This window comes from Fluviirhizobium alvei, from assembly GCF_030551875.1.
Taxonomy (GTDB): domain Bacteria; phylum Pseudomonadota; class Alphaproteobacteria; order Rhizobiales; family Rhizobiaceae; genus Rhizobium_E; species Rhizobium_E alvei.
This window is the reverse complement of the sequence record NZ_JAUOZU010000010.1, coordinates 170984-194595: the sequence shown is the minus strand read 5'-3', so window position 1 is coordinate 194595 and position 23612 is coordinate 170984. Positions and strand designations below refer to the sequence as shown.

25 protein-coding genes are annotated in these 23612 nt (G+C 59.4%); 15 read left to right on the top strand and 10 right to left on the bottom strand.

Annotated features, from left to right (window positions below; genetic code table 11):
• Positions 1 to 17 precede the first annotated feature (17 nt).
• Positions 18 to 1472: a xylulokinase gene (xylB, locus tag Q4481_RS15740; protein ID WP_304377340.1), complete on the top strand. Its 1455-nt coding sequence runs from the start codon at positions 18 to 20 to the stop codon at positions 1470 to 1472.
• A 20-nt stretch (positions 1473 to 1492) separates the two neighbouring features.
• On the top strand, positions 1493 to 2803 hold the full coding sequence (xylA, locus tag Q4481_RS15735; protein ID WP_304377339.1) for a xylose isomerase: 1311 nt from the start codon (positions 1493 to 1495) through the stop codon (positions 2801 to 2803).
• Between the two features lie 61 nt (positions 2804 to 2864).
• Here the strand turns inward: xylA and Q4481_RS15730 are convergent, their stop codons facing one another.
• On the bottom strand, positions 2865 to 3887 hold the full coding sequence (locus Q4481_RS15730) for a LacI family DNA-binding transcriptional regulator (RefSeq protein WP_304377338.1): 1023 nt from the start codon (positions 3885 to 3887) through the stop codon (positions 2865 to 2867).
• A gap of 168 nt (positions 3888 to 4055) precedes the next feature.
• Between Q4481_RS15730 and Q4481_RS15725 the strand changes: the two genes are divergently transcribed.
• The 4 genes from Q4481_RS15725 (at position 4056) to Q4481_RS15710 (ending at position 8839) form a co-directional block, all read left to right on the top strand.
• Complete coding sequence (locus tag Q4481_RS15725) at positions 4056 to 5582, top strand: sugar ABC transporter ATP-binding protein (RefSeq protein WP_304377337.1); 1527 nt, start codon at positions 4056 to 4058, stop codon at positions 5580 to 5582.
• A 63-nt stretch (positions 5583 to 5645) separates the two neighbouring features.
• Entirely contained in the window at positions 5646 to 6638 is a 993-nt protein-coding gene (locus Q4481_RS15720; RefSeq protein WP_304377375.1) for an ABC transporter permease, read from the top strand.
• A gap of 66 nt (positions 6639 to 6704) precedes the next feature.
• Positions 6705 to 7649: a substrate-binding domain-containing protein gene (locus Q4481_RS15715; protein ID WP_304377336.1), complete on the top strand. Its 945-nt coding sequence runs from the start codon at positions 6705 to 6707 to the stop codon at positions 7647 to 7649.
• A gap of 137 nt (positions 7650 to 7786) precedes the next feature.
• Positions 7787 to 8839, top strand: a complete 1053-nt coding sequence (locus Q4481_RS15710; protein WP_304377335.1) for a sugar phosphate isomerase/epimerase family protein — start codon at positions 7787 to 7789, stop codon at positions 8837 to 8839.
• Here Q4481_RS15710 and Q4481_RS15705 read toward each other — a convergent pair.
• A complete protein-coding gene (locus Q4481_RS15705; RefSeq protein ID WP_304377334.1) occupies positions 8836 to 9474 on the bottom strand; it encodes a CatB-related O-acetyltransferase in 639 nt (212 codons plus the stop codon). The genes Q4481_RS15710 and Q4481_RS15705 overlap by 4 nt on opposite strands.
• 113 nt (positions 9475 to 9587) lie before the next feature.
• On the opposite strand from Q4481_RS15705, the gene Q4481_RS15700 reads away from it, so the two are divergent.
• Positions 9588 to 10757: a Gfo/Idh/MocA family protein gene (locus Q4481_RS15700; RefSeq protein WP_304377333.1), complete on the top strand. Its 1170-nt coding sequence runs from the start codon at positions 9588 to 9590 to the stop codon at positions 10755 to 10757.
• Between the two features lie 108 nt (positions 10758 to 10865).
• Positions 10866 to 12260: a GH1 family beta-glucosidase gene (locus Q4481_RS15695; protein ID WP_304377332.1), complete on the top strand. Its 1395-nt coding sequence runs from the start codon at positions 10866 to 10868 to the stop codon at positions 12258 to 12260.
• A gap of 37 nt (positions 12261 to 12297) precedes the next feature.
• Here the strand turns inward: Q4481_RS15695 and Q4481_RS15690 are convergent, their stop codons facing one another.
• The 7 genes from Q4481_RS15690 to Q4481_RS15660 all read right to left on the bottom strand — a co-directional run bounded on the left by Q4481_RS15690 (position 12298) and on the right by Q4481_RS15660 (position 17128).
• Complete coding sequence (locus Q4481_RS15690) at positions 12298 to 12762, bottom strand: hypothetical protein (RefSeq protein WP_304377331.1); 465 nt, start codon at positions 12760 to 12762, stop codon at positions 12298 to 12300.
• Positions 12763 to 12766: 4 nt separating this feature from the next.
• Positions 12767 to 13234: a MarR family winged helix-turn-helix transcriptional regulator gene (locus Q4481_RS15685; protein ID WP_304377330.1), complete on the bottom strand. Its 468-nt coding sequence runs from the start codon at positions 13232 to 13234 to the stop codon at positions 12767 to 12769.
• A 117-nt stretch (positions 13235 to 13351) separates the two neighbouring features.
• Positions 13352 to 14533, bottom strand: coding sequence for an amino acid aminotransferase (locus Q4481_RS15680; RefSeq protein ID WP_304377329.1), 1182 nt, complete (start codon positions 14531 to 14533; stop codon positions 13352 to 13354).
• Between the two features lie 19 nt (positions 14534 to 14552).
• Positions 14553 to 15494: an oxygen-dependent tRNA uridine(34) hydroxylase TrhO gene (trhO, locus tag Q4481_RS15675; protein WP_304377328.1), complete on the bottom strand. Its 942-nt coding sequence runs from the start codon at positions 15492 to 15494 to the stop codon at positions 14553 to 14555.
• Positions 15495 to 15566: 72 nt separating this feature from the next.
• The gene (locus tag Q4481_RS15670; protein WP_304377327.1) at positions 15567 to 15986 is read right to left on the bottom strand and encodes an EVE domain-containing protein; all 420 of its coding nucleotides are present in this window, start codon (positions 15984 to 15986) and stop codon (positions 15567 to 15569) included.
• Complete coding sequence (locus tag Q4481_RS15665) at positions 15983 to 16351, bottom strand: VOC family protein (RefSeq protein ID WP_304377326.1); 369 nt, start codon at positions 16349 to 16351, stop codon at positions 15983 to 15985. Before Q4481_RS15665 ends, Q4481_RS15670 begins: the two co-directional genes overlap by 4 nt.
• 60 nt (positions 16352 to 16411) lie before the next feature.
• Positions 16412 to 17128 (bottom strand): helix-turn-helix transcriptional regulator, encoded by a 717-nt coding sequence (locus Q4481_RS15660; RefSeq protein ID WP_304377325.1) that lies wholly within the window; start codon positions 17126 to 17128, stop codon positions 16412 to 16414.
• A gap of 152 nt (positions 17129 to 17280) precedes the next feature.
• On the opposite strand from Q4481_RS15660, the gene Q4481_RS15655 reads away from it, so the two are divergent.
• The 6 genes from Q4481_RS15655 (at position 17281) to msrQ (ending at position 21423) form a co-directional block, all read left to right on the top strand.
• Entirely contained in the window at positions 17281 to 17919 is a 639-nt protein-coding gene (locus tag Q4481_RS15655; protein WP_304377324.1) for a 2-dehydro-3-deoxy-phosphogluconate aldolase, read from the top strand.
• A 110-nt stretch (positions 17920 to 18029) separates the two neighbouring features.
• The gene (locus Q4481_RS15650; protein ID WP_304377323.1) at positions 18030 to 18743 is read left to right on the top strand and encodes a tellurite resistance TerB family protein; all 714 of its coding nucleotides are present in this window, start codon (positions 18030 to 18032) and stop codon (positions 18741 to 18743) included.
• A gap of 74 nt (positions 18744 to 18817) precedes the next feature.
• Positions 18818 to 19507, top strand: coding sequence for a GNAT family N-acetyltransferase (locus tag Q4481_RS15645; protein ID WP_304377322.1), 690 nt, complete (start codon positions 18818 to 18820; stop codon positions 19505 to 19507).
• A gap of 5 nt (positions 19508 to 19512) precedes the next feature.
• Positions 19513 to 19713, top strand: a complete 201-nt coding sequence (locus Q4481_RS15640) for a hypothetical protein (protein WP_304377321.1) — start codon at positions 19513 to 19515, stop codon at positions 19711 to 19713.
• Between the two features lie 115 nt (positions 19714 to 19828).
• A complete protein-coding gene (gene msrP, locus Q4481_RS15635) occupies positions 19829 to 20773 on the top strand; it encodes a protein-methionine-sulfoxide reductase catalytic subunit MsrP (RefSeq protein ID WP_304377320.1) in 945 nt (314 codons plus the stop codon).
• The gene (gene msrQ, locus Q4481_RS15630; RefSeq protein WP_304377319.1) at positions 20773 to 21423 is read left to right on the top strand and encodes a protein-methionine-sulfoxide reductase heme-binding subunit MsrQ; all 651 of its coding nucleotides are present in this window, start codon (positions 20773 to 20775) and stop codon (positions 21421 to 21423) included. Before msrP ends, msrQ begins: the two co-directional genes overlap by 1 nt.
• On the opposite strand, the gene Q4481_RS15625 is transcribed toward msrQ, so the two are convergent.
• Positions 21402 to 22154: a gamma-glutamyl-gamma-aminobutyrate hydrolase family protein gene (locus Q4481_RS15625; protein WP_304377318.1), complete on the bottom strand. Its 753-nt coding sequence runs from the start codon at positions 22152 to 22154 to the stop codon at positions 21402 to 21404. The two genes, msrQ and Q4481_RS15625, sit on opposite strands and share 22 nt — an antisense overlap.
• A 229-nt stretch (positions 22155 to 22383) precedes the next feature.
• On the opposite strand from Q4481_RS15625, the gene Q4481_RS15620 reads away from it, so the two are divergent.
• Complete coding sequence (locus Q4481_RS15620) at positions 22384 to 23490, top strand: TRAP transporter substrate-binding protein (RefSeq protein ID WP_304377317.1); 1107 nt, start codon at positions 22384 to 22386, stop codon at positions 23488 to 23490.
• Positions 23491 to 23612 lie beyond the last annotated feature (122 nt).

Sequence of the window (23612 nt, the reverse complement as noted above, 5' to 3'; positions counted from 1 at the left end):
AAGGGCAGGGAGGAAACATGTATCTCGGGCTCGATCTCGGCACATCTGGCGTCAAGGCCATGTTGATGGACGATGGCCAGCAAATCATCGGCTCGGCGACCGGGCATCTTGATGTCTCACGGCCGCATCCGGGTTGGTCGGAGCAGGATCCGTCGCATTGGCTGCGCGCTACGGAGGAGGCGATCGGCCAGCTCAAGCAAAGCCATCCGAAAGAGCTCGCTGCGGTTCGCGGCATTGGCCTGTCCGGCCAGATGCATGGCGCAACGCTGCTCGACAGCAACAACCAGGTGCTGCGGCCCTGCATCCTCTGGAACGACACGCGATCCTATCGCGAGGCCGCCGAACTCGACGCCGATCCACGCTTCAGGGCAATAACCGGCAATATCGTTTTCCCGGGTTTCACGGCGCCCAAGCTGGTGTGGGTGAAGAACAATGAGCCGGATATCTTCGCCAAGGTCGCCAAGGTTCTGCTGCCCAAGGACTATCTTCGCCTCTGGCTTTCCGGCGAGCATCTTTCGGAAATGTCAGATTCTGCCGGCACGAGCTGGCTCGACACCGGCAAGCGTGCCTGGTCGAGCGAGTTGCTTGCCGCGACCGGGCTTTCGGTTGAGCAGATGCCGAAGCTGGTCGAGGGCACTCAGCCGGCTGGAATCCTGAGAGGTGAACTCGCAGCTAAATGGGGCATGGGAACCGGTATAGTTATTGCCGGCGGCGCGGGCGACAATGCCGCATCGGCCTGCGGCATGGGAACAGTTGCCGAGGGCGCCGCTTTCGTCTCGCTTGGTACTTCGGGCGTGCTTTTTGCTGCCAACGCGTCCTATCTGCCCAATCCTGCGAGTGCGGTTCACGCCTTCTGCCATGCGCTTCCCAACACCTGGCATCAGATGGGGGTCATCCTCTCGGCAACCGACGCCCTGAACTGGTATTCCGGCATTGCCGGCGAGAGTGCTGCGTCGCTAACAGCGGAGTTGGGGAACGAACTTCAGGCACCGGGCTCAGTCACTTTCCTGCCCTATCTCTCCGGAGAACGGACACCGCACAATGATGCTGCCATCCGTGGCGTCTTTACCGGTCTCGGTCATGAATCTTCGCGCGTCGTTCTCACACAGGCCGTGCTCGAAGGCGTCAGCTTCGCCATCCGCGACAATCTCGAAGCCTTGAAGAGTGCTGGCACCACGATCGGGCGGGTTACGGCGATCGGTGGCGGTTCACGGTCGCGCTACTGGCTGAAATCGATCGCGACCGCGCTTGATGTTCCCGTCGATATTCCCGCCGACGGCGATTTCGGGGCGGCATTCGGCGCTGCCCGTCTCGGTTTGATTGCGGCGACCGGTGCGGATCCTCTTTCGGTCTGTACGCCACCGAAAACGGCTGAAACCATCGAGCCCGTCGCCGCCCATCGCCCGGCCTATGAGGCTGCCTATCAACGCTACCGCAAACTCTATCCCGCCATTGCCGGTCTCGCCGGCTGAAACCAAACGGAGGAAACACCATGACAACCGGATTTTTCGGCAATATCCAGAAGATAAAGTATGAAGGGCCTGCGAGCACCAATCCGCTGGCCTACCGGCATTATAATCCCGATGAAATCGTGCTGGGCAAGCGCATGGAAGATCATCTGCGGTTTGCCATCGCCTATTGGCACACATTCGTCTGGCCGGGTACCGATCCGTTCGGCGGTAACACGTTCGAGCGTCCCTGGTTCGACAATACGATGGCGGCCGCCAAGCTGAAGGCTGATGTCGCCTTCGAGTTCTTCCAGCTGCTCGGCACGCCCTACTACTGCTTCCATGATGCCGATGTGCGTCCGGAAGGCGCCAATTTCGCCGAAAATACCCGCAATCTCGAGGAAATCGTCGACTATTTCGCGCAGAAGCAGGCCGAAACCGGCGTGAAGCTTCTGTGGGGCACGGCGAACCTCTTCTCGCATCGTCGTTACATGTCGGGTGCGGCGACCAATCCGGATCCGGATGTGTTTGCCTTTGCCGCCGCGACGGTGAAGACCTGCATCGACGCCACCAAGAAACTCGGTGGCGAGAACTACGTGCTCTGGGGCGGTCGCGAAGGTTATGAGACGCTGCTCAACACCAACCTGCGCCAGGAAATGGACCAGATGGGCCGCTTCCTGACCATGGTGGTGGATTACAAGCACCGCATCGGCTTCAAGGGCACCATTCTCATCGAACCGAAGCCGCAGGAACCGTCGAAGCATCAATACGATTACGACGTTGCCACCGTTTACGGGTTCCTGAAAAAGTATGGGCTCGAAAACGAGGTGAAGGTGAATATCGAGCAGGGACACGCGATCCTGGCCGGCCATACGTTCGAACATGAACTGGCGCTCGCCAATGCGCTCGGCATCTTCGGTTCCATCGACATGAACCGCAACGACTACCAGTCCGGCTGGGACACCGACCAGTTCCCCAACAATGTGCCGGAGATGGCGCTCGCCTATTACCAGGTGCTGGATGGTGGCGGCTTCACGACGGGCGGCACCAATTTCGATGCCAAGCTTCGTCGTCAGTCGCTCGATCCGGAAGATCTGCTGATCGGCCATATCGGCGGCATGGATTGCTGCGCGCGCGGCCTGAAAGCTGCAGCGAAGATGATCGAGGACAAGGCACTGTCCGGTCCGCTCGATGCCCGCTATGCCGGCTGGCACAATACCGAAGCCCGCAAGATGCTCGATGGCGGTTACACGTTGGAAGAGGTCGAAAGCTGGGTTCGCGAGACCAATGTCAATCCGCAGCCGAAATCCGGCAAGCAGGAACTCTTGGAAAACATCGTCAATCGCTACGTCTGATTGAAATGGGGGCGGCGGTCCTTCGATCGCCGCCTCTTTCACCCTGCCTGAACGGGATGACCTATTTGCCGCTGCGCGGCCGGCTGACCGAGTTGCGGACGATGAGATCCGGCATCAGCAGGAATTCCGTTTCATCCGGGTGTTCATTTGCCAGCAGTTGCAGGAGAAGCGCCATCGCCTGACGGCCGATCGCCGTCCGGGGCTGGCGAAGGGTCGTCAGGGTCGGATTGATGAAGGTCGCCTGTGGAACATCATCGAAACCGGTGACGGAAAAATCGCGCGGAATATCATAGCCGCGTGCGGTCAATCCCAGCATGACACCGATGGCCGTCTGGTCGTTCACGCACATGAAGGCTGTTGGCAGCGTGTCGCGCATGAACAGTTGCTCAAGCGCCAGCCGGCCGCTTTCGATGGTGCCATCGCCTTCGAGAATGATGCGGGCGGACTGCGGAATGCCGGCTGCGGCCAGACCCTCCTCATAGCCTTCGCGCCGACGACTGAAGGCCAGTCTCGTCCGTGAATCGCCGATGAAGGCAATGCGACGATGGCCTTCGGCAATCAGAAGATCGATCGCCTTACGCGCGCCAGCGACATCATCCACGCCGACATACGGAATGCCGCCGTTGAAGACGGGTTCGAAGACGCCGACGCTCGGTGGCAGCCTTGCGGTCATGCTCTGGTGGCCGAACGGCAGAATGCCGGTAAACAGGATCATTCCGGCGGCCTGGTTGGAATTGAGGAATTTCAGATATTCGAGGCCGCGTTGCGGTTCGTTCTGGGTATGGCCGATCAGCACGCCGTAACCGTGTGACCGTGCTTCGTTTTCAAGGCCGACCAGAATGCTGGAAAAGTTCGGATCGCCGATATCGGGTGCGACCACGAGGATCATGTTCGAACGACCCAGCCTCAGGCTGCGGGCCATGGCATTGGTCGTATAGCCGGTGATGGCAATCGCCTGGTTGACTTTGAGCCGCGTCGAATTGGCGACCTTCTCCGGCGTATGGATGGCGCGCGAGACCGTCGCGATCGACACTTCGGCAATCCTGGCGACGTCTTCGATTGTTGCCGGCGAGGAATTCGTCACTGCTGTCAGCCTTGAGGTCGTGTTGCAGTCGCGAAGTTACACAGACTGACCGGCAGGTCAAATGGGACTGGCCGGAAAATCCACCAATGTCATGAATGTAAACCTTTACATCAATCATGTAAAGGTTTACATAACGGCATGCGGATGGGAGCCGCTGGGGAGGATTTCATGAAGCCGGAGGCTGTCGACGGTGCGCGCACCGTTCTGGCTGCGAAGCGAATCTGCAAGTCATTCAATGGCGTGCAGGTGTTGTTCAGTGTTGATTTCGATCTCAAGGCTGGCGAAATCCATGCTTTGATGGGTGAAAACGGAGCCGGCAAGTCGACGCTGGTCAAGATTCTCTCCGGTTTCGAACAGCCTACTTCGGGCGAGATCCTGCTCGACGGCAAATCCGTCAAACTGCCGGCGAATGGTGCCGCAGAAGCGCTCGGCATCGTCATCATTCACCAGGAATTCAATCTCGCCGAACATCTCACCGTTACCGAAAGCCTGTTTCTCGGGCGGGAGATCACGCGTTTCGGGATGCTCGATCGCAAGCGCATGCGGGCGGAAACGCGCCGGGCGCTCGATCTCCTAGGCTCGCACGTCAACGAAAACGCGCTCATCAGCTCGCTGTCGGTCGCTGACAAGCAAATGGTGGAAATTGCCAAGGCCATCAGTCGGGATGCGCGGGTCGTCTTCATGGATGAGCCGACGGCGGTGCTTTCCCGTGAAGAGACGAGGGTTTTGTTCGAGCAGGTCCGCAAGCTTCGCGATGCCGGCACAAGCTTTGTCTTCGTATCGCACAAGCTCGACGAAGTGATGGAACTGACCGACCGCGTCACGGTTCTGCGCGACGGACAATGGGTGAAGACCGCGCCGACCGCAATGCTGGATGGCGAGGCGATCGCGCAATTGATGGTCGGTCGCGAGCTGTCGAGCCTTTATCCCGGCAAGCGGGAGCCCGATGTCGATGGTGAGATCGTCCTGTCCGTCCGCGGCCTGTCGACCGGTTTCGTCAAGGATGCCAGTTTCGAGGTGCGCAAGGGGGAGGTTCTGGGCTTTTCGGGCCTGATTGGCTCCGGGCGCACCGAGCTCATGGAGGCGGTGGCGGGTCTTAGGCCGCGCGTTGCCGGCGATGTTCGCATCAACGGCGCGCCAATGGCATCGGGCGATGCGCTTTCCGCCAATGCGCACGGCCTCGCCTACATGACCAAGGATCGCAAGTCGAAAGGCCTGTTGTTGAATGCCGGCATGACGGCCAATCTCACGCTGCAATCGCTCGAAAGGCACAGCCGGCTCTTCTATCTCGATCCGAAGAGCGAAGCGGAGGCCATGACAAGGGCAAAGCGCAGATTCGATATTCGGGTACGCGATGCCAACATCGTTGCCGGGCGCATGTCGGGCGGCAACCAGCAGAAGCTGCTTCTGGCCAAGGTCATGGAGACCGAGCCGCAGATCATCATCATCGATGAGCCGACGCGCGGTATCGATGTCGGCACCAAGCAGCAGATCTATCATTTCATCGCGGCACTGGCGCGCGATGGCCATACGATCATCGTCGTCTCCTCGGAAATGCCGGAAGTGATCGGGCTTTGCACCCGGGTCGCCGTCATGCGGGAAGGGCGGATCGTCGGCATGCTCGAAGGGGAGGAGATCTCCGAGCGTGAAATCATGCGCTATGCGGCCGGTTTGAAGAAACAGGATGCGGCCTAAGGCCACGCCCTCAAACAGAGTTCGGGTGAAGGACGGGAACGGAACATGACTGCCCAGGAAGAAATGGCCGCTCAGGCCAAGCCGGCACGGAACTGGAAGGATATCGATCTCAGGGCCGTCGCGCCTTTTGCTGCCCTGATCCTGCTTCTGATCGTCGGGGCGCTGGTCAATCCGAATTTCATCGGCCTAGCGAACCTGGCGAATGTTGCAACGCGCAGCGCGTTTATCGCCATTATCGCCGTCGGTGCGACCTTCGTGATTTCGTCCGGCGATCTCGATCTTTCGGTGGGTTCGATGGTGGCCTTCGTTGCCAGCCTCATGATCATCTTCATGAATTCGGGCGCCATTGCCGATCCCCATCTGATGCTGGTGGCGGCTGTCGTCTTCACGCTCATTGCCGGCGCGGCCTGCGGTCTCGCCAACGGTCTTATCACCACGCTTGGCAAGATCGAGCCGTTCATTGCGACGCTCGGTACCATGGGCATCTTTCGCGGCCTGACGACCTGGCTGTCACAGGGTGGAGCGATCACGCTCAAATCGCCGGAATTGCAGACAATCTATCGCCCGGTCTATTTCGGCTCGATCCTTGGCATTCCGGTGCCGATCGTCATCATCTTTGCCGTGACGGCTGTCGCCGCCTTCATTCTTTACCGGACCCGCTACGGGCGCCATGTGGTTGCGGTCGGTTCCAACCGCGATGTCGCCCGTTATTCCGGCATTACCGTCGATCGGGTCCGTACCATTGCCTTTGTCATCCAGGGCCTCTGCGTGGCGATTGCCGTTCTTCTTTATGTGCCGCGCCTTGGCTCGACATCGGCCACCACCGGCATTCTCTGGGAATTGCAGGCGATCACGGCGGTGGTTGTCGGCGGCACGGCGCTCAAGGGCGGCGCGGGCCGGGTCTGGGGCACCATCTGCGGCGCCTTCATTCTCGAACTGGTCGGCAACATCATGCTGCTGTCCAACTTCATCAGCGAATATCTGATCAGCACCATTCAGGGCTCGATCATCATCATTGCGATGCTCGTCCAGCGCTCGCTGGTTCGGAAATCGTAGCAGGGATCGGGTCAACGGGTCGCCCGGTTCGGAGGAGGAAAGACCCAGAAAGCAAGGGAGTGAGAAATGTTTAAGAAGGTATTGGGAGCGGCATTTCTGGCCGCAGCCCTCGCGACGACCGCCATGGCTCAGGAAACCAAGACCATCGGCGTGTCCATCCCGGCCGCTGACCATGGCTGGACTGCCGGTGTCGTCTATCATGCCGAGCGCGTTGCCGAACTGATCCGCAAGGAACATCCGGATGCCAAGGTCATCGTCAAGACCTCGCCCGATCCGGCAAGCCAGGCCAACGCTGTGCAGGACCTTGCCGTTCAGGGTCTCGATGCGCTCGTGATCCTGCCGACCGACCCGGACCAGCTTGTCAACGCCATCAAGGAAGTCAAGGCGGCCGGTACGTTCGTCACCATCGTCGACCGCGCGCCGTCCGTGCTCGACAATTCGGTGCGTGATCTCTATGTAGCCGGCAACAATCCAGCCCTCGGCGAAGTCGCCGGCCAGTACATCAAGGCCAACACGCCCGATGCCGAAGTCGTCGTGATCCGCGGCATGCCGATCCCGATTGACCAGCAGCGCCAGGATGGCTTTGACAAGGGCATTGCCGGCTCGAACGTGAAGGTTCTCGATCGCCAGTTCGGCAACTGGAACCGCGACGATGCCTTCAAGGTCATGCAGGACTATCTGACCAAGTATCCGAAGATCGATGTGGTCTGGTGCCAGGATGACGACATGGCTGTCGGCGTTCTGCAGGCCATCGAACAGGCCAAGCGCACCGACATCCAGTATGTCGTTGCCGGTGCCGGTTCGAAGGACATGATCAAGCGTGTCATGGATGGCGACAAGATGATCCCGGTCGACGTTCTCTATCCGCCGGCAATGGTTGGCACCGCCATGGAACTGACGGCCGCCGCCATCTTCAACCAGGTTCCGGTTCACGGCACCTATACGCTGGATGCGACGCTGATCACCAAGGACAATGCCGCTGCCTACTACTTCCCCGACTCGCCGTTCTGAGCCGGAATTCCCGAAAAATCTGATCTGCCCGGCTCGTCCGGGCAGATTTTGTATCGACCATGATTGGTCGTTGACACTCTAATCGATTGAGATAAACCGTTACGGCAACGTTGCAGGTGACGTTAGGGAGGGATTTCATGAAGACGATCAAGGGACCGGCATTGTTCCTGGCGCAATTTGCAAGTGACGAAGCGCCGTTCAATTCCTGGAAGTCGATTACCAAATGGGCAGCGGATATCGGCTACAAGGGCGTGCAGGTGCCGTCCTGGGATGGTCGCCTCATCGATCTCGCCAAGGCCGCCGCCTCGAAGGATTATTGCGACGAATTTGCCGGCATCGCGCGCGAGAACGGCGTCGAGGTGACCGAGCTTTCGACGCATCTGCAGGGCCAGCTCGTGGCCGTTCATCCGGCCTATGATGAAGCGTTCGACGGATTTGCGGCACCGGAGGTTCGTGGCAATCCCAAGGCGCGCCAGGCCTGGGCGGTCGAGCAGGTGAAAATGTGCCTGTCTGCCTCGAAGAATCTCGGGCTGAATGCCATGGCTTCGTTTTCAGGAGCTCTGTGCTGGCCATTCCTCTACCCCTGGCCGCAGCGCCCGGCCGGTCTCGTCGAGACCGGTTTCGATGAACTTGCGCGCCGCTGGCGTCCGATCCTCGATCATGCCGAGGAAAGCGGTGTCGATGTCTGCTACGAGATCCACCCCGGCGAAGACCTGCATGATGGTGTGACCTTTGAGATGTTCCTCGAACGGGTCGGCAATCATGCCCGCGCCAACATGCTCTACGATCCTTCGCATTATGTGCTGCAATGCCTGGATTATCTTGACCATATCGACATCTACAAGGACCGGATCAAGATGTTCCACGTCAAGGACGCGGAATTCAATCCGACCGGTCGTCAGGGCGTCTATGGCGGGTTCCAGTCCTGGGTAAACCGTGCCGGCCGCTTCCGTTCGCTCGGTGATGGCCAGGTGGATTTCGGATCGATCTTCTCGAAGCTCACGGCCAATGATTTCGATGGTTGGGCCGTGGTCGAATGGGAATGCTGCCTCAAGCATCCCGAGGACGGCGCCCGTGAAGGTGCGGAATTCGTTCGCAATCACATTATCCGCGTCACCGAAAAGGCGTTCGACGATTTTGCCGGCGGCGGAACCGACGAGGCCGCCAACCGCCGCATGCTGGGAATTTAACCGGCTGCGGAAAGGGCGTCGATATCGCCGGTTTCAAGCGCCGACATTTGGCGTTCGATCCTGGCGATATCCCAGTCCCACCAGGCAATGGCGAGGAGCTTGTCGACGATATGAGGCTCGAAACGCATTCGGATCAGTTGTGCAGGATTTCCCCCGACAACAGCATAGGGTGGGACATTGCGGGTCACGACCGATTGTGCCGCAATGATCGCGCCATGTCCGATCGTCACGCCGGGCATGATGGTGGCGTTATGGCCGATCCAGACGTCATGACCGACGATCGTGTCGCGGCTCGGCAGGTCGGGATAGCCTTCGGGATTGTCGAGACGGAGAATCCGGAACGGATAGGTGGTGAAGCCCTCCATCGGGTGGTTCGCCGAACTGGTAATGAAAAAGGCGCCTCGACCGATCTGGGAAAATCTGCCGATGACAAGCTTTTCCCGGCTGGTGGGGTAGAGATAGGGCGCGAGCAGGGACGCGGTCTCTTCGAGCGGACGCGCGTGGCTGAAATAACTGTATTCGCCGGCTTCAATCCGCGGATGCTTCACCGCATTCCTGAGAAAGATCGTTTCCCGGTAAGGCGTCCCGTCCTCGAGGGTGATGGGATAGATGCGGTCCGGATCGGGAAAGGGCATGATGAGGCCTTGGTTGATTGCTGTTGTGTTGACGGAAAGCGTTCGGCTTCAGGATTGCCAAGGCTCTAGAATTTCAAACCGATAAAAGCAACGAATGGAAGGGAGAGTTGGTCATGGCCATTGAAGGAACCACGGAAAAGCGCGAGCCGCGCATTCGGCTTGGCATGGTGGGCGGCGGCTCGGGCGCCTTTATCGGTGCGGTTCACCGTATCGCGGCTCGCATTGACGATCACTACGAACTGGTTGCCGGCGCGCTCTCTTCGACGCCGGAAAAGGCGCGGCAGTCGGGTGCCGAACTCGGTCTCGCCCCGGATCGTACTTATGATGATTTCCGCTCGATGGCGATCCGCGAAGCCAAGCTCAAGAACGGTATCGAAGCCGTGGCGATCGTAACACCCAACCATATGCACTACCCGGCCGCCAAGGAGTTCCTGCGCCGCGGTATCCATGTCATCTGCGACAAGCCGCTGACATCGAACCTGGCGGATGCCAAGAAGCTCTTGAAAATTGCCGAGGAATCGGATGCGCTGTTCGTCCTGACGCATAACTATACCGGCTATCCGATGGTCCGCCATGCGCGCGAGATGATCCGCAACGGCGATCTCGGCGAAATCCGGCTCGTCCAGGCCGAATATCCGCAGGACTGGCTGACGGAAGCAGTCGAGAAGACCGGTGCCAAGCAGGCGGTCTGGCGCACCGACCCCAAGCAATCGGGTGCGGGCGGCTCGACCGGTGACATCGGCACCCATGCCTACAACCTCGCCTGTTTCGTTTCGGGTCTTGAACTCGAGGAATTGTCGGCCGACGTCCATACCTTCGTGGAAGGTCGCCAGCTCGATGACAATGCCCATGTGATGCTGCGCTTCAAGGGCGGCGCCAAGGGCATGTTGTGGTGCAGCCAGGTGGCGCCGGGCAATGAGAATGGCCTCAAGCTTCGTGTGTACGGAACCAAGGGCGGCATCGAATGGGTGCAGGCGGATCCGAACTATCTCTGGTACACGCCATTCGGTAAGCCCAAGCAGCTGATCACCCGCAACGGTGCCGGCGCCAATGCCGCGGCCGGTCGCGTCAGCCGCATCCCGTCCGGCCATCCGGAAGGTTATCTCGAAGGGTTTGCGACAATCTATAGCGAGGCGGCTCGAGCGATCCATGCAAGACGCAAGGGGTTGCCGGTCGATCCTGCCGTCATCTATCCCACCGTTGCCGACGGGGTCAAAGGCGTGGCGTTCGTCGAGGCCTGCGTTGCCTCTTCGCGCCGTAACAGCGCCTGGGTCAAGGTCTGAAAGCTGCGGCTTGCAATTGAAAGGGAGCGGAGCTAGTAATGCTCCGCTCTTTCATTATAATCGATTGAAATTCGATCTGTAACCTTGCAGACGCACCGGGAGGCCAGAATGGATCCGAAGAAGCTCGCAGCCCGCTTTCCGGGCGATTTTGTTTTCGGCGTGGCTACCGCCGCGTTTCAGATCGAAGGCGCGACCAAGGCCGATGGCCGCAAGGCTTCCATCTGGGATGCCTTTTCCAACATGCCGGGCCGGGTGCAAAATCGTGACAATGGCGATGTTGCCTGCGACCACTACAACCGGCTGGACCAGGATCTCGACCTGATCAAGGAACTGGGTGTCGAAGCCTATCGTTTCTCGATTGCCTGGCCGCGCATCTATCCGGATGGAATTGGCCCTCTCAACGAAAAGGGCCTCGATTTCTACGACCGGCTGGTCGACGGATGCAAGGCGCGTGGCATCAAGACCTTCGCGACGCTTTATCACTGGGATCTGCCGCTGGCACTGATGGGGGATGGCGGCTGGACATCGCGCTCGACGGCGCTTGCGTTCCAGCGTTATTCGCAGACGGTCATCCGCCGGTTGGGTGATCGGCTCGATGCGGTCGCCACTTTCAACGAACCCTGGTGCTCAGTCATCCTGTCGCATCTGCTCGGCATTCATGCCCCGGGCGAGCGCAACATGGAAGCGACGCTCCATGCCGCCCATTACACCAATCTGGCGCATGGACTTGCGGTGGAGGCGATCCGCTCGGAAGCGCCGAAGCTGCCGGTCGGCATCGTTTTCAACGCCCATTCCGTGATCCCGGCATCGGATAGCGAGGCCGATCTTGCGGCTGCGGTCCGCGCCAAGGATTTTCACAACGGCTTGTTCTTTGGCCCGATTTTCAAGGGCGAATATCCCGCGCCGCTTCTGGAGGCGCTCGGCCCGATCATGCCGAAGATCGACGATAGCGACATGAAGACCATCTCGCAGAAGATCGACTGGTGGGGCCTGAACTATTATACTCCGATGCGCGTCACCGTCGATCCCGATCCGGAAGCCATCTATCCGGCCCATATCCAGGCCCCGCCGGTTCACTCGGAAAAGACTGATATCGGTTGGGAGATCGATTCCTCCGGCCTCAGCCTGCTGGTCAAGGATCTCTATGCGACTTATGACCTGCCGGAATGCTACATCACCGAAAACGGCGCCTGCTACAATATGGAGGTCGGTCCGGATGGCGAAGTGGATGACCAGCCTCGCCTCGACTATTACGTTGACCATCTGGGTGTCACGGCCGACCTGATTGCGGAGGGCTATCCGTTCCGGGGCTATTTCGCCTGGTCGCTGATGGACAATTTCGAGTGGGCGGAGGGCTACAAGATGCGCTTCGGCCTCGTCCATGTCGATTACGAAACCCAGGTTCGCACCGTCAAGAAGAGTGGAAAGTGGTATTCCGCACTGGCGCAGGAATTCCCGAAGGGGAATTTTGCTGAAACCCGCGGTGAGGTGTCCGTCTCGTAATTAGATCTAGAACAGAGTGTGATACTTTCGCTTGCTCTCATTGAGCCTTGTTCGTTCTTGCTAGCTGACGTCGGCGGGCGGTCATTTTCCGGCCGTCGCGAAAGTTGAGCCCAAGCAGCGTAAATTGAGTCATGCCGCCGATTAGTTCGATGACCTGCAAGAGGTAGAAACCGGAATCGTATTTTTCAAGCGTGGCCCAGTAATAGAGCACAAGAGCGCTCGGCACCATGACACAGACGCCGTTGATGGCGATTAGCTTCATCCTACTCTTCTTTGCTTCCGTGATGCCGCCTGTCCGACCTTTGTATAGGCTGGCACCAGATCCACCAGTTACGGCCATGGTCACGATCAATAATGGCATGGTGTAGATGATGGTCGTTTTCACAAGTAGAATCGCCGCATGGTCCAGTAAAAGTTCGCTTGCTACGGTGGATAGCATGAATAAGGACACCAGCGCCAGTGCAATGCTGCCAGCGCTTGCATGAATCAGGGGCTTCATCATTCACCTATGATTTCGGATCAGTTGGGTCCACGTCTGCTAGACGGGCTTCGATGGCGGTCAGGCAATACATCGCTTTTTCCAGCAACTCCTGCTCGAGCGGATCTGAGAGTGCTTCGGACCATTTGCTGTAGCGCTCGCTGATTGCCGAGTAGGCGCGCGTGCCTTCATCTGTCAGCGCGTAAAGCGGTGAGCGCTTGTGACGTGGGTTCGGCCTGGAAGCGAGCAGACCGTTTGCCTGCAGCCGGTCGACCTGTTTCTGTGCGCCTTGACGGGTCATGCCCATCTTCCCTGCGATATCCGGCACTGTTTGGGCTGCACCGGAAAGAGCGATAGCACCCAAGACCTGCCAACGGGCACTCGTCAGCCCGAGGGGCGCTGTCAGAACATCGCCGTCTTGTAGCAGCTTTCCATTGATCCGGAATACCGTGAGCAAAAGTTCGGTTAGGATTTCCGTCTTGACTAGTTGTGTCATTATGCATCCTCCATATGACAACTAGTTGCCATATAGACAACTAGTTGTCAATATGTGTTGGATACAGAAAAGGCGGGTCTAAACCCGCCTTCTGAGAAAATTATCAGCCAGATTGCCTCAGAGCACGCTGACAACAGCCTTTGCCAGATCTTCGAGTTTGTCTTCCTTCAGGCCGGCGACATTGAAGCGGCTGTCGCCGACCATGTAGATGCCGAACTTTTCCCGCAGGGCATCGACCTGTGCCTCGGTGATTCCGAGACGCGAGAACATGCCGCGGTGATCGGCAATGAAGTCGAAACGGCTGGAGTTGGACTGCTGGCGCAGCGCTTCCGCAAAGCCCTTGCGCAGGTTGAGCATGCGCGAGCGCATTTCCTCAAGTTCCGTCTTCCAGGCTTCGTAAAGGGCCGGATCTTCGAGCACGATCCGGACGGCAGCAGCGCCATGGTCCGGCGGCATCGAATAGAGGACGCGCGTTACCGACAGTGCCTGGCTGCCGGCGATCTTGGTGGCTTCCGCATCCTTGCCCAGAAGCAGAACAGCGCCGACGCGATCGCGATAAACGGCAAAGTTCTTCGAGCAGGAGGAGGCCACAGCCATTTCCGGGACGATGCCGGCGAGGAGACGCACCGACGCGGCGTCTTCATCGAGCCCGTCGCCGAAACCCTGATAAGCGAGGTCGACAAAGGGGAAAAGGCCGCGTTCGACGAGCAGATCGGCCACGATCTTCCACTGGTCCAGCGTCAGGTTGGCGCCGGTCGGGTTGTGGCAGCATCCATGCAGAAGAATGGTGTCGCCCGCCTTGGCGCTCTTCAGCCCTTCGATCATTGCTTCGAACCGGACAGATCCGGTCGCGGCATCGAAATAGGGATAGGTGGCGGTCTTGAGGCCGGCAGCATGCACGATCGGTGCATGGTTGGCCCAGGTCGGGTCTGACAGCCAGACGGTCGTGTCGGGGCGGGCCTTCTTGAGAAGTTCGGCGATTGTGCGCAAAGCGCCCGAGCCGCCAGCGGTCTGGCAGGAGAAGAGACGGTCGGCCGAAACGCTGTCGGCGAAAACCAGCCTGATCATGCCCTTGTTGAAGCCATCGTCGCCGCCCATGCCGACATAGGTCTTGGTGGTCTGGCCGTCATAGAGGCGCTTTTCCGCTTCCCGGACCGCCTTCATGATGGTCGTCGCGCCGGTCGCGTCCTTGTAGACGCCGACGCCGAGATCCATCTTTTCGGCGCGGGGATCGTTGCGATACATCACCGACAGGCTGAGGATCTTGTCGGGCGGGGCGAGGGTGAGGCTTTCAAACATGGTCTTACCTTTGTGGCTCTTAGCCGAGATGGGACTGGCCGCGTGACTTGGCGAGAGCGATCTGCTTTTCGCGGTCACGGTAGCGTTTGCGGTCTTCGTCCGTATGCACCTCGATGCAGTGCGGACAGGAAACGCCGGCCTCGTAGGCGGGCGAGACCAGGTCTTCGGCGGTCAGCGGATAGCGGCAGGCGCGGCAAAGGCGGTGGCCGCCTTCGCGCAATCCATGTTCCACAGAAACACGCTCGTCAAAAACGAAACAGGCGCCTTCCCAGAGGCTTTCCTCCTCCGGCACGTCCTCGAGATATTTCAGGATACCGCCCTTGAGGTGGTAGACCTCGTCGAAGCCCTGGTCCTTCATATAGGCCGTGGCCTTTTCGCAGCGAATGCCGCCGGTGCAATACATGGCGATCTTCGGCTTGTTGTGCAGGCCGCTATTCTCCTGCACCCAGGCCGGAAATTCACGGAATGTCTTGATATTGGGATCGACGGCGCCCTTGAAGATGCCGATCGCGGTCTCGTAATCGTTGCGGGTATCGATCAGGATCGTATCCGGATCGGTGATCAACGCATTCCAGTCCTTGGGATCGACATAGGTCCCGACCACTTTCAGCGGGTCGCAATCCTCGACCCCCATCGTGACGATTTCCTTCTTAAGCTTCACCTTCATGCGCAGGAAAGGCTTCTTCGATGCCAGGCTTTCCTTGTGCTGCAAGCCTTCAAGTTCCGGCTGGGCGCGCAGATAGGCAAGCACGTTATCCAGCCCTTCGCGCGGGCCGGCAATGGTTCCGTTGATCCCCTCGTGTGCCAGAAGCAGCGAACCGACGACGCCATTGGCTTCGCAGAAGGCCTGCAGGGGCTCGCGAAATTCGCGGAAGCGGGCAAAAGGAACGAAATGATAGAGGGCCGCGACGTGCCACGGCGCGGCTTGTGAAGTCGAAAGGGAGGTCGGATCTGCGCTCATGGCCGGGGAAATAGCGCCTTTGACCGGAAAGCGCAACGAAAACCGCTGCGCTTTTGGTCGCATTGCATGGAGTCAGATGACCGGTTCCATGGCCTTGAGGATCGCGTCGGCGTCGGCCTCGCTGATCCGGACGAGACCGTAGCGGAAAGCCTGTCCCCAGGAAGCCTGCCCGCGTGTGAGTTCGAGCCGGTCGAGCAGGGGCCGGATGGGGACATCGCGTGTCGGCAACCAGTCGACATTGCGACGGTGGGGGATGAAACCATCCCCCATGTCGAAGCGATAGGGTTCACCCTCCCTGGCGATACCGGCGGCGGTGAAGGCTTGCACCCGGTCCTTGCCGCCAAACGTCTGGGTTGGGGAATAGTAGAACACATGATCGCCAGCGTGAATGCGCCTCAGAGGCGCCGCCTTGCCGTGGCAAACCTGCATGAAGCCACCAGCCTTGCCGCGGGCAACATGGTCCGCCGAGGCGACCCCGATCCAGGCGCTCATGGCTGGTTCGCCGGGCTGAAGACGCGCAGGCGGTGGCCATCGGGATCCGCGGCGGTGAAGGTCCGGCCGAAATCCATCGTCGTGGGCACCTGCAGGATGGCAATGCCGCGATCCTGCCATTCGCCGGCGATGCGATCCACTTCGGCATCGGATTGTACGGGCAGCCCGAGCTCGAAGCCGCCGGCAGGTGTGGCTGCGGGTTCGACATTGTCCTTCTTCCAGAGCCCGAATTTCAGGCCGCCGGGCAGAACATAAAGAGCAAATCCCGGGGACTGTTCGACAGGATTGGCGCCGAACAGCTGGTTGTAGAACTGGCTTGAGCGCTCCACATCGGCAACATAGAGCAAATTGAAATTGGGGGTCATGGTCGTATCCTTTCGCGCCGGTCCTTGTGCCGGCAAGCAAGGATCTATCGACACATGCTGTCAGTTTTTGTCAGCATTGGTTTTGAATGCCGCATCCGGAATGCCCGAGGAGCGCTTCCATTCCTTGAGAAGCACGGTCTTGCGGCGAGGATAGCGCTTGTCCTCGCTTTTGATGGCGCTGATCCGGTCGGTGCGGAAATGGCGAAAATCGTTCCGCAATTCGCACCAGGCAACGACCATGCGGAGCTTGTCGAAATAGCCAAGCGCAACGGGCCAGATCCGGCGCTCCGTCAGGTTGCCGGCCCCATCCGCATAGGCGATGTCGACAATCCGTTCGAGGCGGATCGCCCGCCTTATTTCGGCGAGGTCCACCTTGTCGGGCACCTGGCCGGCCGTCGAGCCGACGAGCAGGCTGGTCGCGTCGAGCCGGCTCTTGAGATCCTCCGGGACAACATCGGCGATTTTTGCCAAAGCGTGGCTGGCAGCCGATGCCAAACCGCTATCGGCACGACTGGCCACCCAACGGGCGCCCAGTGCCAGAGCTTCGAGTTCGTCTTCGGTGAACATCAACGGTGGCAGCAGGAAGCCGGGCTTGAGAATGTAGCCCAGCCCGGGCTCGCCTTCGATATCGGCTCCCTGGGCCTGCAACGTGGCGATGTCGCGATAAAGCGTACGCAGGCTCACGCCGAGATCGCCGGCAAGCGAGGCGCCGGAAACGGGGTAACGGTGACGGCGCAGGATCTGCACCAGATCAAGAAGACGACTGCTGCGGGACATGTCCGATCCTTTGCACGCCATCCTGCCAAAAACTGTCAGCAAAGGAAATGGTGTTTCTGTCTCGACAAGAGTGGTCAATGGATTTATGACTCTGAATTCAATCGGTTTAAATTCGAAGGCGCCGGGAGCGCCATCCAATCTCGGAGATCGCAATGACCAGCAAGACCGACAATCTCCTGGCAACGCTCAAGCTTCAGCCCGTGGTGCCCGTCATCATCATCGACGATGCAAAGTCAGCGGTCCCGCTGGCGCGCGCCCTGGTGGCCGGCGGCCTGAAAGCCATCGAAATCACGTTGCGCACGCCGGCCGCGCTCGATGCGATCAAGGCAGTTGCCGATGAAGTCGAAGGTGCTGTTGCCGGTGCCGGCACGGTTCTCGATGGTCGCCAATGGGATCTTGCCGTGAAGGCGGGCTCCCGCTTCATCGTCTCGCCCGGTGCTGGAACTTCGGTCCTCGATGCGGCCGACCAGAGCGATGTGCCCCTGTTGCCGGGCACTGCGACGGCCACCGAGGTGATGACCGTGCGTGATCGTGGCTATTCGGTCATGAAATTCTTTCCCGCCGAACAGGCCGGTGGCGCGCCCTATCTTTCGGCCCTGTCGTCGCCGCTCTCCGGCATCCAGTTCTGCCCGACCGGCGGCATCTCGCTCAAGAATGCCAAGGACTACCTGTCGCTGCCGAATGTCATCTGTGTCGGCGGTTCCTGGGTTGCGCCGAAGGCAATGGTAACAGAGGGCAACTGGGACGGCATTACAAAGCTTGCGCGCGAAGCCTGCGAGTTGCTGGGCTGAGAAATCGAAGCTGCAAAGATGTTCTGTAATCCGAACATCGCCCCTTTGTAATATTGTCGCATTGTTCCTATCTTCTGGGCGAACCCTAGACTTGCCCGAAGGAGGCCCTGATGTTCGACGCGAAGAAGCTGCTGGATCAATTCCTTGGTTCGCAAGTGCCCGGTGCTGGCGGAACGGTGAAGGATCGTGCCAGCCAAGTCGGACAACTGGCGAAGGACAATCCGTTGGCGGCAGGAGCCATTGCCGCCGTGTTGCTGGGTACCGGTACGGGTCGTCAGCTCACCGGCTCGGCGCTCAAGCTTGGTGGCCTAGCCGCGATCGCTGGCCTCGGCTATCAGGCCTACAAGAACTGGCAGGCCGGCCAGGCGCCTCAGCCTGTCGATCCGGCTGCTCCGGCGGGCAATGGTCCCGAACTCCTGCCTGCTCCCTCGGGTAGCGGTTTCGGTGTCGAGGATGAAGCAAACAATGGCGATTTCGCCGTCACGCTCGTCCGCGCCATGATTGCTGCCGCCCGCGCCGACGGTCATATCGACGATGCCGAACGCGAAGCGATCCTCGGCAAGGTGAAACTTGCGGGGCTGGGTGCCGATGCGGAAGCCTTTCTCGCCGCCGAACTCTCCAATCCGGTCGATCTTGATGCGATCGTCGGTGCGGCTGTGACGGAGAGCCAGAAGGTGGAGCTCTTCACCGCTTCCCGTATTGCGATCGATCCCGATACCCGTGCCGAGCGTGGCTATCTCGACCTTCTCGCCGGTCGGCTCGGTCTCGCCGATGCGCTCGTCGATCATATCGAAACGACGGTGGCCAGCGCCAAGGCCGTCTGATAAGACAGTTCGAAACAAGATGTCGAACCGGTCGGCGACGAACAAGGCGCCGGCCGAAACTAATGAAGCGTGCCATGGCCGAAGACTTGAAAAACTGGAAACCCCGTCCTGCTCCGCAACCGGTTGCACTGGAGGGGCGCTATGTGTCGCTTGAGCCTTACGATCGTGCCAGCCATGCGGAAAGCCTGTGGAAGGCACTCGGCGCAGAAGGCACCAATGCGCTTCTTGCCTATTTTGCGGCTCCGGATTTCGCCAACTCCACCGAATTTGCCGATTGGCTCGATACGGTGCAGACCAAGGGCGGATGGCTGACCGAAGTGTTCCGCGACCGCAAGAGCGGCGAAATCGTTGGAATGGCAAACTACATGCGGGCCGATCCGGCCAACGGTGTCGTCGAGGTGGGTGGTGTGGCCCATGGCCCGGCCATGGCCCGTTCGCCGCTATCGACCGAAGTCCACTATCTCATGGCGCGCCATGTTTTCGAAGATCTCGGCTATCGTCGTTATGAATGGAAGTGCCATAACGAGAATGCGCCCAGCAAGGTCGCCGCCGACCGCCTCGGCTTTTCGTTCGAAGGCGTTTTCCGCAAGCACATGATTTCGCGCGGCGCCAATCGCGATACCGCCTGGTATGCCATGATCGATGACGAATGGCCGGCGATCAAGGCCGCTTTCGAAGCCTGGCTCGATCCGGCCAACTTCAATTCGGATGGCTCCCAGAAAGTGTCGCTCAAGGCGCTTCGTGAAACGAACAAGGGTGAGTGATGCCAATGGCTGCCGACAATCAGACCCGTAACAATGCGATTGCCGCCGCCATCATCCTGGCGGTGGCCTGTGCCGGCCTCTATTTCATGCCGTCGATCGTGCTGTCGCTTGGAAAGATCTCGCCGATTCTGGGTTTTGCCGCTGGCGCTGCGATCATTCTCGCCTTTTTCGGCGTGTTCTGGCTCCGCTCCCGTTTTCGCCGCTGATGTCGAAAGCGTGAGAGGGGCGTTCCAGTCTCTCACGGCGAATTGACAAAGCGTGTGAAACTTTCGCGGGCAATCCGGCGTATAAGGCGTGACAGCCAGTCAGGAGGGCCTCGCGATGCCAAGCTACAAGTTCCCCCGCGTTCCGACGTCGGAAATCACCAGCCATGGTGTCTATCTCAATCGCCGCACCTTTGTGACCGGGGCGGTGGCTGCTGGCCTGATCGGCATCGGAAACCAGCCGGCGGACGCAGCACTTGCTGCCAAGGCATCGAACTACAAGGTCAGTGATCCGCTGACCCCGCGCGAGGATGCCACCAGCTATAACAATTTCTACGAATTCGGCACCTCGAAGTCCGATCCAGCGGCCAACTCCAAGGACTTCAAGCCGCGTCCCTGGACCATCAAGGTGGATGGCATGGTTGGCAAGCCGCTCGAGTTCGACATCGACGATCTGATGGCGAAAATGGCGCTCGAGGAGCGGGTCTACCGGTTTCGTTGCGTGGAAGCCTGGTCAATGGTGCTGCCCTGGACGGGCTTCATGCTGGCCGATCTGATCAAACAGGCCGAGCCGCTCGGCAGCGCCAAATATGTCGCCTTCCGGACTGCCCAACGCCCGAAGGAGATGCCAGGTCTCGATACATTCTATCCGGTGCTCGACTGGCCCTATCGTGAGGGGCTGCGCCTGGATGAAGCCATGCATCCGCTGACCATGCTGGCTGTCGGCATCTATGGCGATCTCTTGCCCAACCAGAATGGCGCGCCGGTGCGGCTGGTCGTGCCGTGGAAATACGGCTTCAAATCCATCAAGTCGATCGAAGCGATCACGCTTGTCGAAACGCAGCCGGTGACGGCCTGGAACACGGCGGCACCGCAGGAATATGGCTTCTACTCAAACGTCAACCCGACGAAGGACCATCCGCGCTGGAGCCAGGCCAGTGAGAGCGTCATCGGTTCCGGCGGCTTTTTCGGCGGCAAGAAGCGTCAGACCGAAATGTTCAACGGTTATGCCGACGAAGTCGCCTCGCTCTATGCCGGCATGGACCTGCAGGTCAATTACTGATGGCCACCGCGAACGTTCAGCCGGTCGATCTGCCAAGACGCATCAATCGCGCGCTGGCGAAAGTGTCGCCTTGGGTGATCTATGGCGTCGGCCTCATCCCGGCGGCATGGTATTTCTATCTGGGTGCTACCAATGCGCTCGGTGCCAATCCCGTCCAGAGCTTTGAACATCTGCTGGGCGAATGGGCGATCCGTTTTCTCATCCTGACCTTGATCGTGACACCGCTGCGGGAGCTGACCCGCGTCAATCTCGTCCGGTTCCGCCGCGCGCTCGGACTTCTCGCCTTTTATTATGCGCTGATGCATCTGGCGACCTATGTCCTGCTCGACAGAGGGCTGGATCTCGGGGTGATTGCCACCGATCTGATGAAGCGACCCTATATCATCATCGGAATGACGGGATTTGTCGGGCTTCTGGCGCTCGCTGTCACATCGAATGCCGCCTCGATCCGCAAGATGGGCCGCAACTGGACGCGTCTGCACTGGGTAATCTATCCGATCGCCCTTCTCGGCATCACCCATTATTTGATGGCCGTGAAGAGCTGGCCGCCCCGACCGCTCCTCTACCTTGCCATAATCAGTGTGCTGCTTGGTTATCGGCTCTTCCGCAGGATGCTGCCGAACATCATTCAGCGGCGGGCAGCGGCATAGGCCTTCACGGCCTCGCCGAAAGACTTGAACAGGCGAGCGGACGTTTCGTCGCTTTCGACCCAGTATTCCGGATGCCACTGGACGCCGACGGCAAAGTTCTTCGCATCGATCACATTGACGGCCTCGATCGTGCCGTCATCGGCGACCGCCTCGATCGCCAGTCTCGGTGCAGCCTTGCCGATGGCCTGGCGGTGCAGCGAATTGACCTGGAATTCGCCGGTGCCGAGAATGCTCGCCATGCAGCTGCCTTCCTTGACATGAACGGACTGCCGGATCGCATACATGCGGTCGCGCTCGGGCACATCCGGTCGGCGGTGGTCCCACTTGCCCGGCTGTTCCTGGATTTCGGTCTCCAGCGTGCCGCCCAATGCCACGTTGAGTTCCTGGATGCCGCGGCAGATGGCAAGAAGCGGAATACCGCGATCAATGGCGCGGCGGATCAGTTCCATGGAAGTCGTGTCACGGGCGCGATCGAACGGACCGTCGGCTTCGTTGACGGGCTTGCCATAGAGTTCGGGATAAACGTTCGATCGCGATCCGGATACGAGGACGCCATCGACCCGGTCGAGAATGGACTCGATATCGTTTCCACTTTCAAGCGCGGGCACGACGATTGCTGTTGCACCGGTGCCCTTGACCACGGCATTGACATATTGATGGGGCGTTGCGTGCCAATTGTAGCCATCCAGTTCGCGAGTGTCGGCGGGAATGGCAATAATCGGTGCAGGCATCATGAACTCCGGAAAATCACTTTGGTGGCATACAGATGGCCAACCGAACTTGCTGCGTCAACCATATTTAGACATCGCAGCGGCTATTAGACAGAAGTCTAATACAAATTATCCGGTTCGGCTTGAAAGCGAAGTTTTAAAATGTTTAACTCGCTTCGTACTGCGGGGGGGAGAACAAGCAGTGCATCAAGCGGCTCCTCTCTGTCAATTTCCATTCTGGGAGGACTTTATGGACCGTCGTTCATTTTTCAAGAAGGCCGGCACGGCAACCCTTGGCGCGGCCGCAGCTACTACGCTTGCAGCGCCCGCGATTGCCCAGCAGAATCCGAAAATTTCCTGGCGTCTGACCTCTTCGTTCCCTAAGGGGCTCGACACGATCTATGGCGGTGCGGTGGATATCGCTGACCGTGTTCGCGCCATGACGGATGGCAATTTCGACATTCAGGTCTTTGCCGCTGCCGAAATCGTCCCCGGTCTTGAAGCAGCCAATGCTGCCGGCGCCGGCACGGTCGAGATGGCACACACCGTTCTCTACTATTACTATGGCAAGGAACCGGCCTACGCTTTGGGTGCAGCCATTCCTTTCGGCCTCAATGCCCGCATGCAGAACGCCTGGTACAATGCCGGCAACGGTCAGACGCTCGTCAACGAGTTCATGGCAACGCAGAACCTCTATTCCTTCCCGGCCGGCAACACCGGCGTGCAGATGGGTGGCTGGTTCCGCAAGGAAATCAATACGCTCGACGACCTCAAGGGTCTGAAGATGCGTATCGGCGGTCTCGCCGGCAAGGTCATGGAGCGTCTCGGCGTCGTGCCGCAGCAGATCCCGGGCGGCGACATCTATCCGGCGCTTGAAAAGGGCACCATCGATGCCGCCGAGTGGGTCGGCCCTTACGACGACAACAAGCTCGGTTTCGCCAAGGTCGCGAAATACTATTACTATCCGGGTTTCTGGGAGGGTGGCCCGGTCGTCCATGCGGTCATCAATCTCGAGAAATGGAACTCGCTGCCGAAAAACTACCAGGCGATTCTTGAAGCCGCCTGCGCCCAGGCCAACGCCGACATGCTGGCCAAGTATGACGCCCGCAACGCCGTTGCACTGAAGGAACTCGTGGCGGCCGGCGCCGTGCTCAAGCCCTACAGCCAGGAAATCCTGCTTGCAGCCTATGACGCGGCAATTGCGACCTATGCGGAACTGTCGGCCAAGAGCCCGCACTTCAAGAAGATCTACGACGACCAGTTGGCATTCAAGCGCGATGCCTATCTATGGGCGCAGATCGGCGAATATACGTTCGACACATTCATGATGATTCAGCAGCGTTCCGGCAAACTCTGATATCATACGAAGGTCGTAGAGATGCTCCGGGTGCACTCACCCGGAGCATTTTTCATTTTCGTGTCGCATATAATCGTTTTTATGACGTTTGAGGGTTTTCGCTGCATTGCGATTCCCTATTG

What these genes read in the sequence shown, in the direction of transcription:
- xylB (WP_304377340.1), top strand. Translation starts at nt 18, where the DNA reads ATGTATCTCGGGCTCGATCTCGGCACATCTGGCGTCAAGGCCATGTTG.
- xylA (WP_304377339.1), top strand. Translation starts at nt 1,493, where the DNA reads ATGACAACCGGATTTTTCGGCAATATCCAGAAGATAAAGTATGAAGGG.
- Q4481_RS15725 (WP_304377337.1), top strand. Translation starts at nt 4,056, where the DNA reads ATGAAGCCGGAGGCTGTCGACGGTGCGCGCACCGTTCTGGCTGCGAAG.
- Q4481_RS15720 (WP_304377375.1), top strand. Translation starts at nt 5,646, where the DNA reads ATGGCCGCTCAGGCCAAGCCGGCACGGAACTGGAAGGATATCGATCTC.
- Q4481_RS15715 (WP_304377336.1), top strand. Translation starts at nt 6,705, where the DNA reads ATGTTTAAGAAGGTATTGGGAGCGGCATTTCTGGCCGCAGCCCTCGCG.
- Q4481_RS15710 (WP_304377335.1), top strand. Translation starts at nt 7,787, where the DNA reads ATGAAGACGATCAAGGGACCGGCATTGTTCCTGGCGCAATTTGCAAGT.
- Q4481_RS15705 (WP_304377334.1), bottom strand. Translation starts at nt 9,474, where the DNA reads ATGCCCTTTCCCGATCCGGACCGCATCTATCCCATCACCCTCGAGGAC.
- Q4481_RS15700 (WP_304377333.1), top strand. Translation starts at nt 9,588, where the DNA reads ATGGCCATTGAAGGAACCACGGAAAAGCGCGAGCCGCGCATTCGGCTT.
- Q4481_RS15695 (WP_304377332.1), top strand. Translation starts at nt 10,866, where the DNA reads ATGGATCCGAAGAAGCTCGCAGCCCGCTTTCCGGGCGATTTTGTTTTC.
- Q4481_RS15690 (WP_304377331.1), bottom strand. Translation starts at nt 12,762, where the DNA reads ATGATGAAGCCCCTGATTCATGCAAGCGCTGGCAGCATTGCACTGGCG.
- Q4481_RS15685 (WP_304377330.1), bottom strand. Translation starts at nt 13,234, where the DNA reads ATGACACAACTAGTCAAGACGGAAATCCTAACCGAACTTTTGCTCACG.
- Q4481_RS15680 (WP_304377329.1), bottom strand. Translation starts at nt 14,533, where the DNA reads ATGTTTGAAAGCCTCACCCTCGCCCCGCCCGACAAGATCCTCAGCCTG.
- trhO (WP_304377328.1), bottom strand. Translation starts at nt 15,494, where the DNA reads ATGAGCGCAGATCCGACCTCCCTTTCGACTTCACAAGCCGCGCCGTGG.
- Q4481_RS15670 (WP_304377327.1), bottom strand. Translation starts at nt 15,986, where the DNA reads ATGAGCGCCTGGATCGGGGTCGCCTCGGCGGACCATGTTGCCCGCGGC.
- Q4481_RS15665 (WP_304377326.1), bottom strand. Translation starts at nt 16,351, where the DNA reads ATGACCCCCAATTTCAATTTGCTCTATGTTGCCGATGTGGAGCGCTCA.
- Q4481_RS15660 (WP_304377325.1), bottom strand. Translation starts at nt 17,128, where the DNA reads ATGTCCCGCAGCAGTCGTCTTCTTGATCTGGTGCAGATCCTGCGCCGT.
- Q4481_RS15655 (WP_304377324.1), top strand. Translation starts at nt 17,281, where the DNA reads ATGACCAGCAAGACCGACAATCTCCTGGCAACGCTCAAGCTTCAGCCC.
- Q4481_RS15650 (WP_304377323.1), top strand. Translation starts at nt 18,030, where the DNA reads ATGTTCGACGCGAAGAAGCTGCTGGATCAATTCCTTGGTTCGCAAGTG.
- Q4481_RS15645 (WP_304377322.1), top strand. Translation starts at nt 18,818, where the DNA reads ATGGCCGAAGACTTGAAAAACTGGAAACCCCGTCCTGCTCCGCAACCG.
- Q4481_RS15640 (WP_304377321.1), top strand. Translation starts at nt 19,513, where the DNA reads ATGGCTGCCGACAATCAGACCCGTAACAATGCGATTGCCGCCGCCATC.
- msrP (WP_304377320.1), top strand. Translation starts at nt 19,829, where the DNA reads ATGCCAAGCTACAAGTTCCCCCGCGTTCCGACGTCGGAAATCACCAGC.
- msrQ (WP_304377319.1), top strand. Translation starts at nt 20,773, where the DNA reads ATGGCCACCGCGAACGTTCAGCCGGTCGATCTGCCAAGACGCATCAAT.
- Q4481_RS15625 (WP_304377318.1), bottom strand. Translation starts at nt 22,154, where the DNA reads ATGCCTGCACCGATTATTGCCATTCCCGCCGACACTCGCGAACTGGAT.
- Q4481_RS15620 (WP_304377317.1), top strand. Translation starts at nt 22,384, where the DNA reads ATGGACCGTCGTTCATTTTTCAAGAAGGCCGGCACGGCAACCCTTGGC.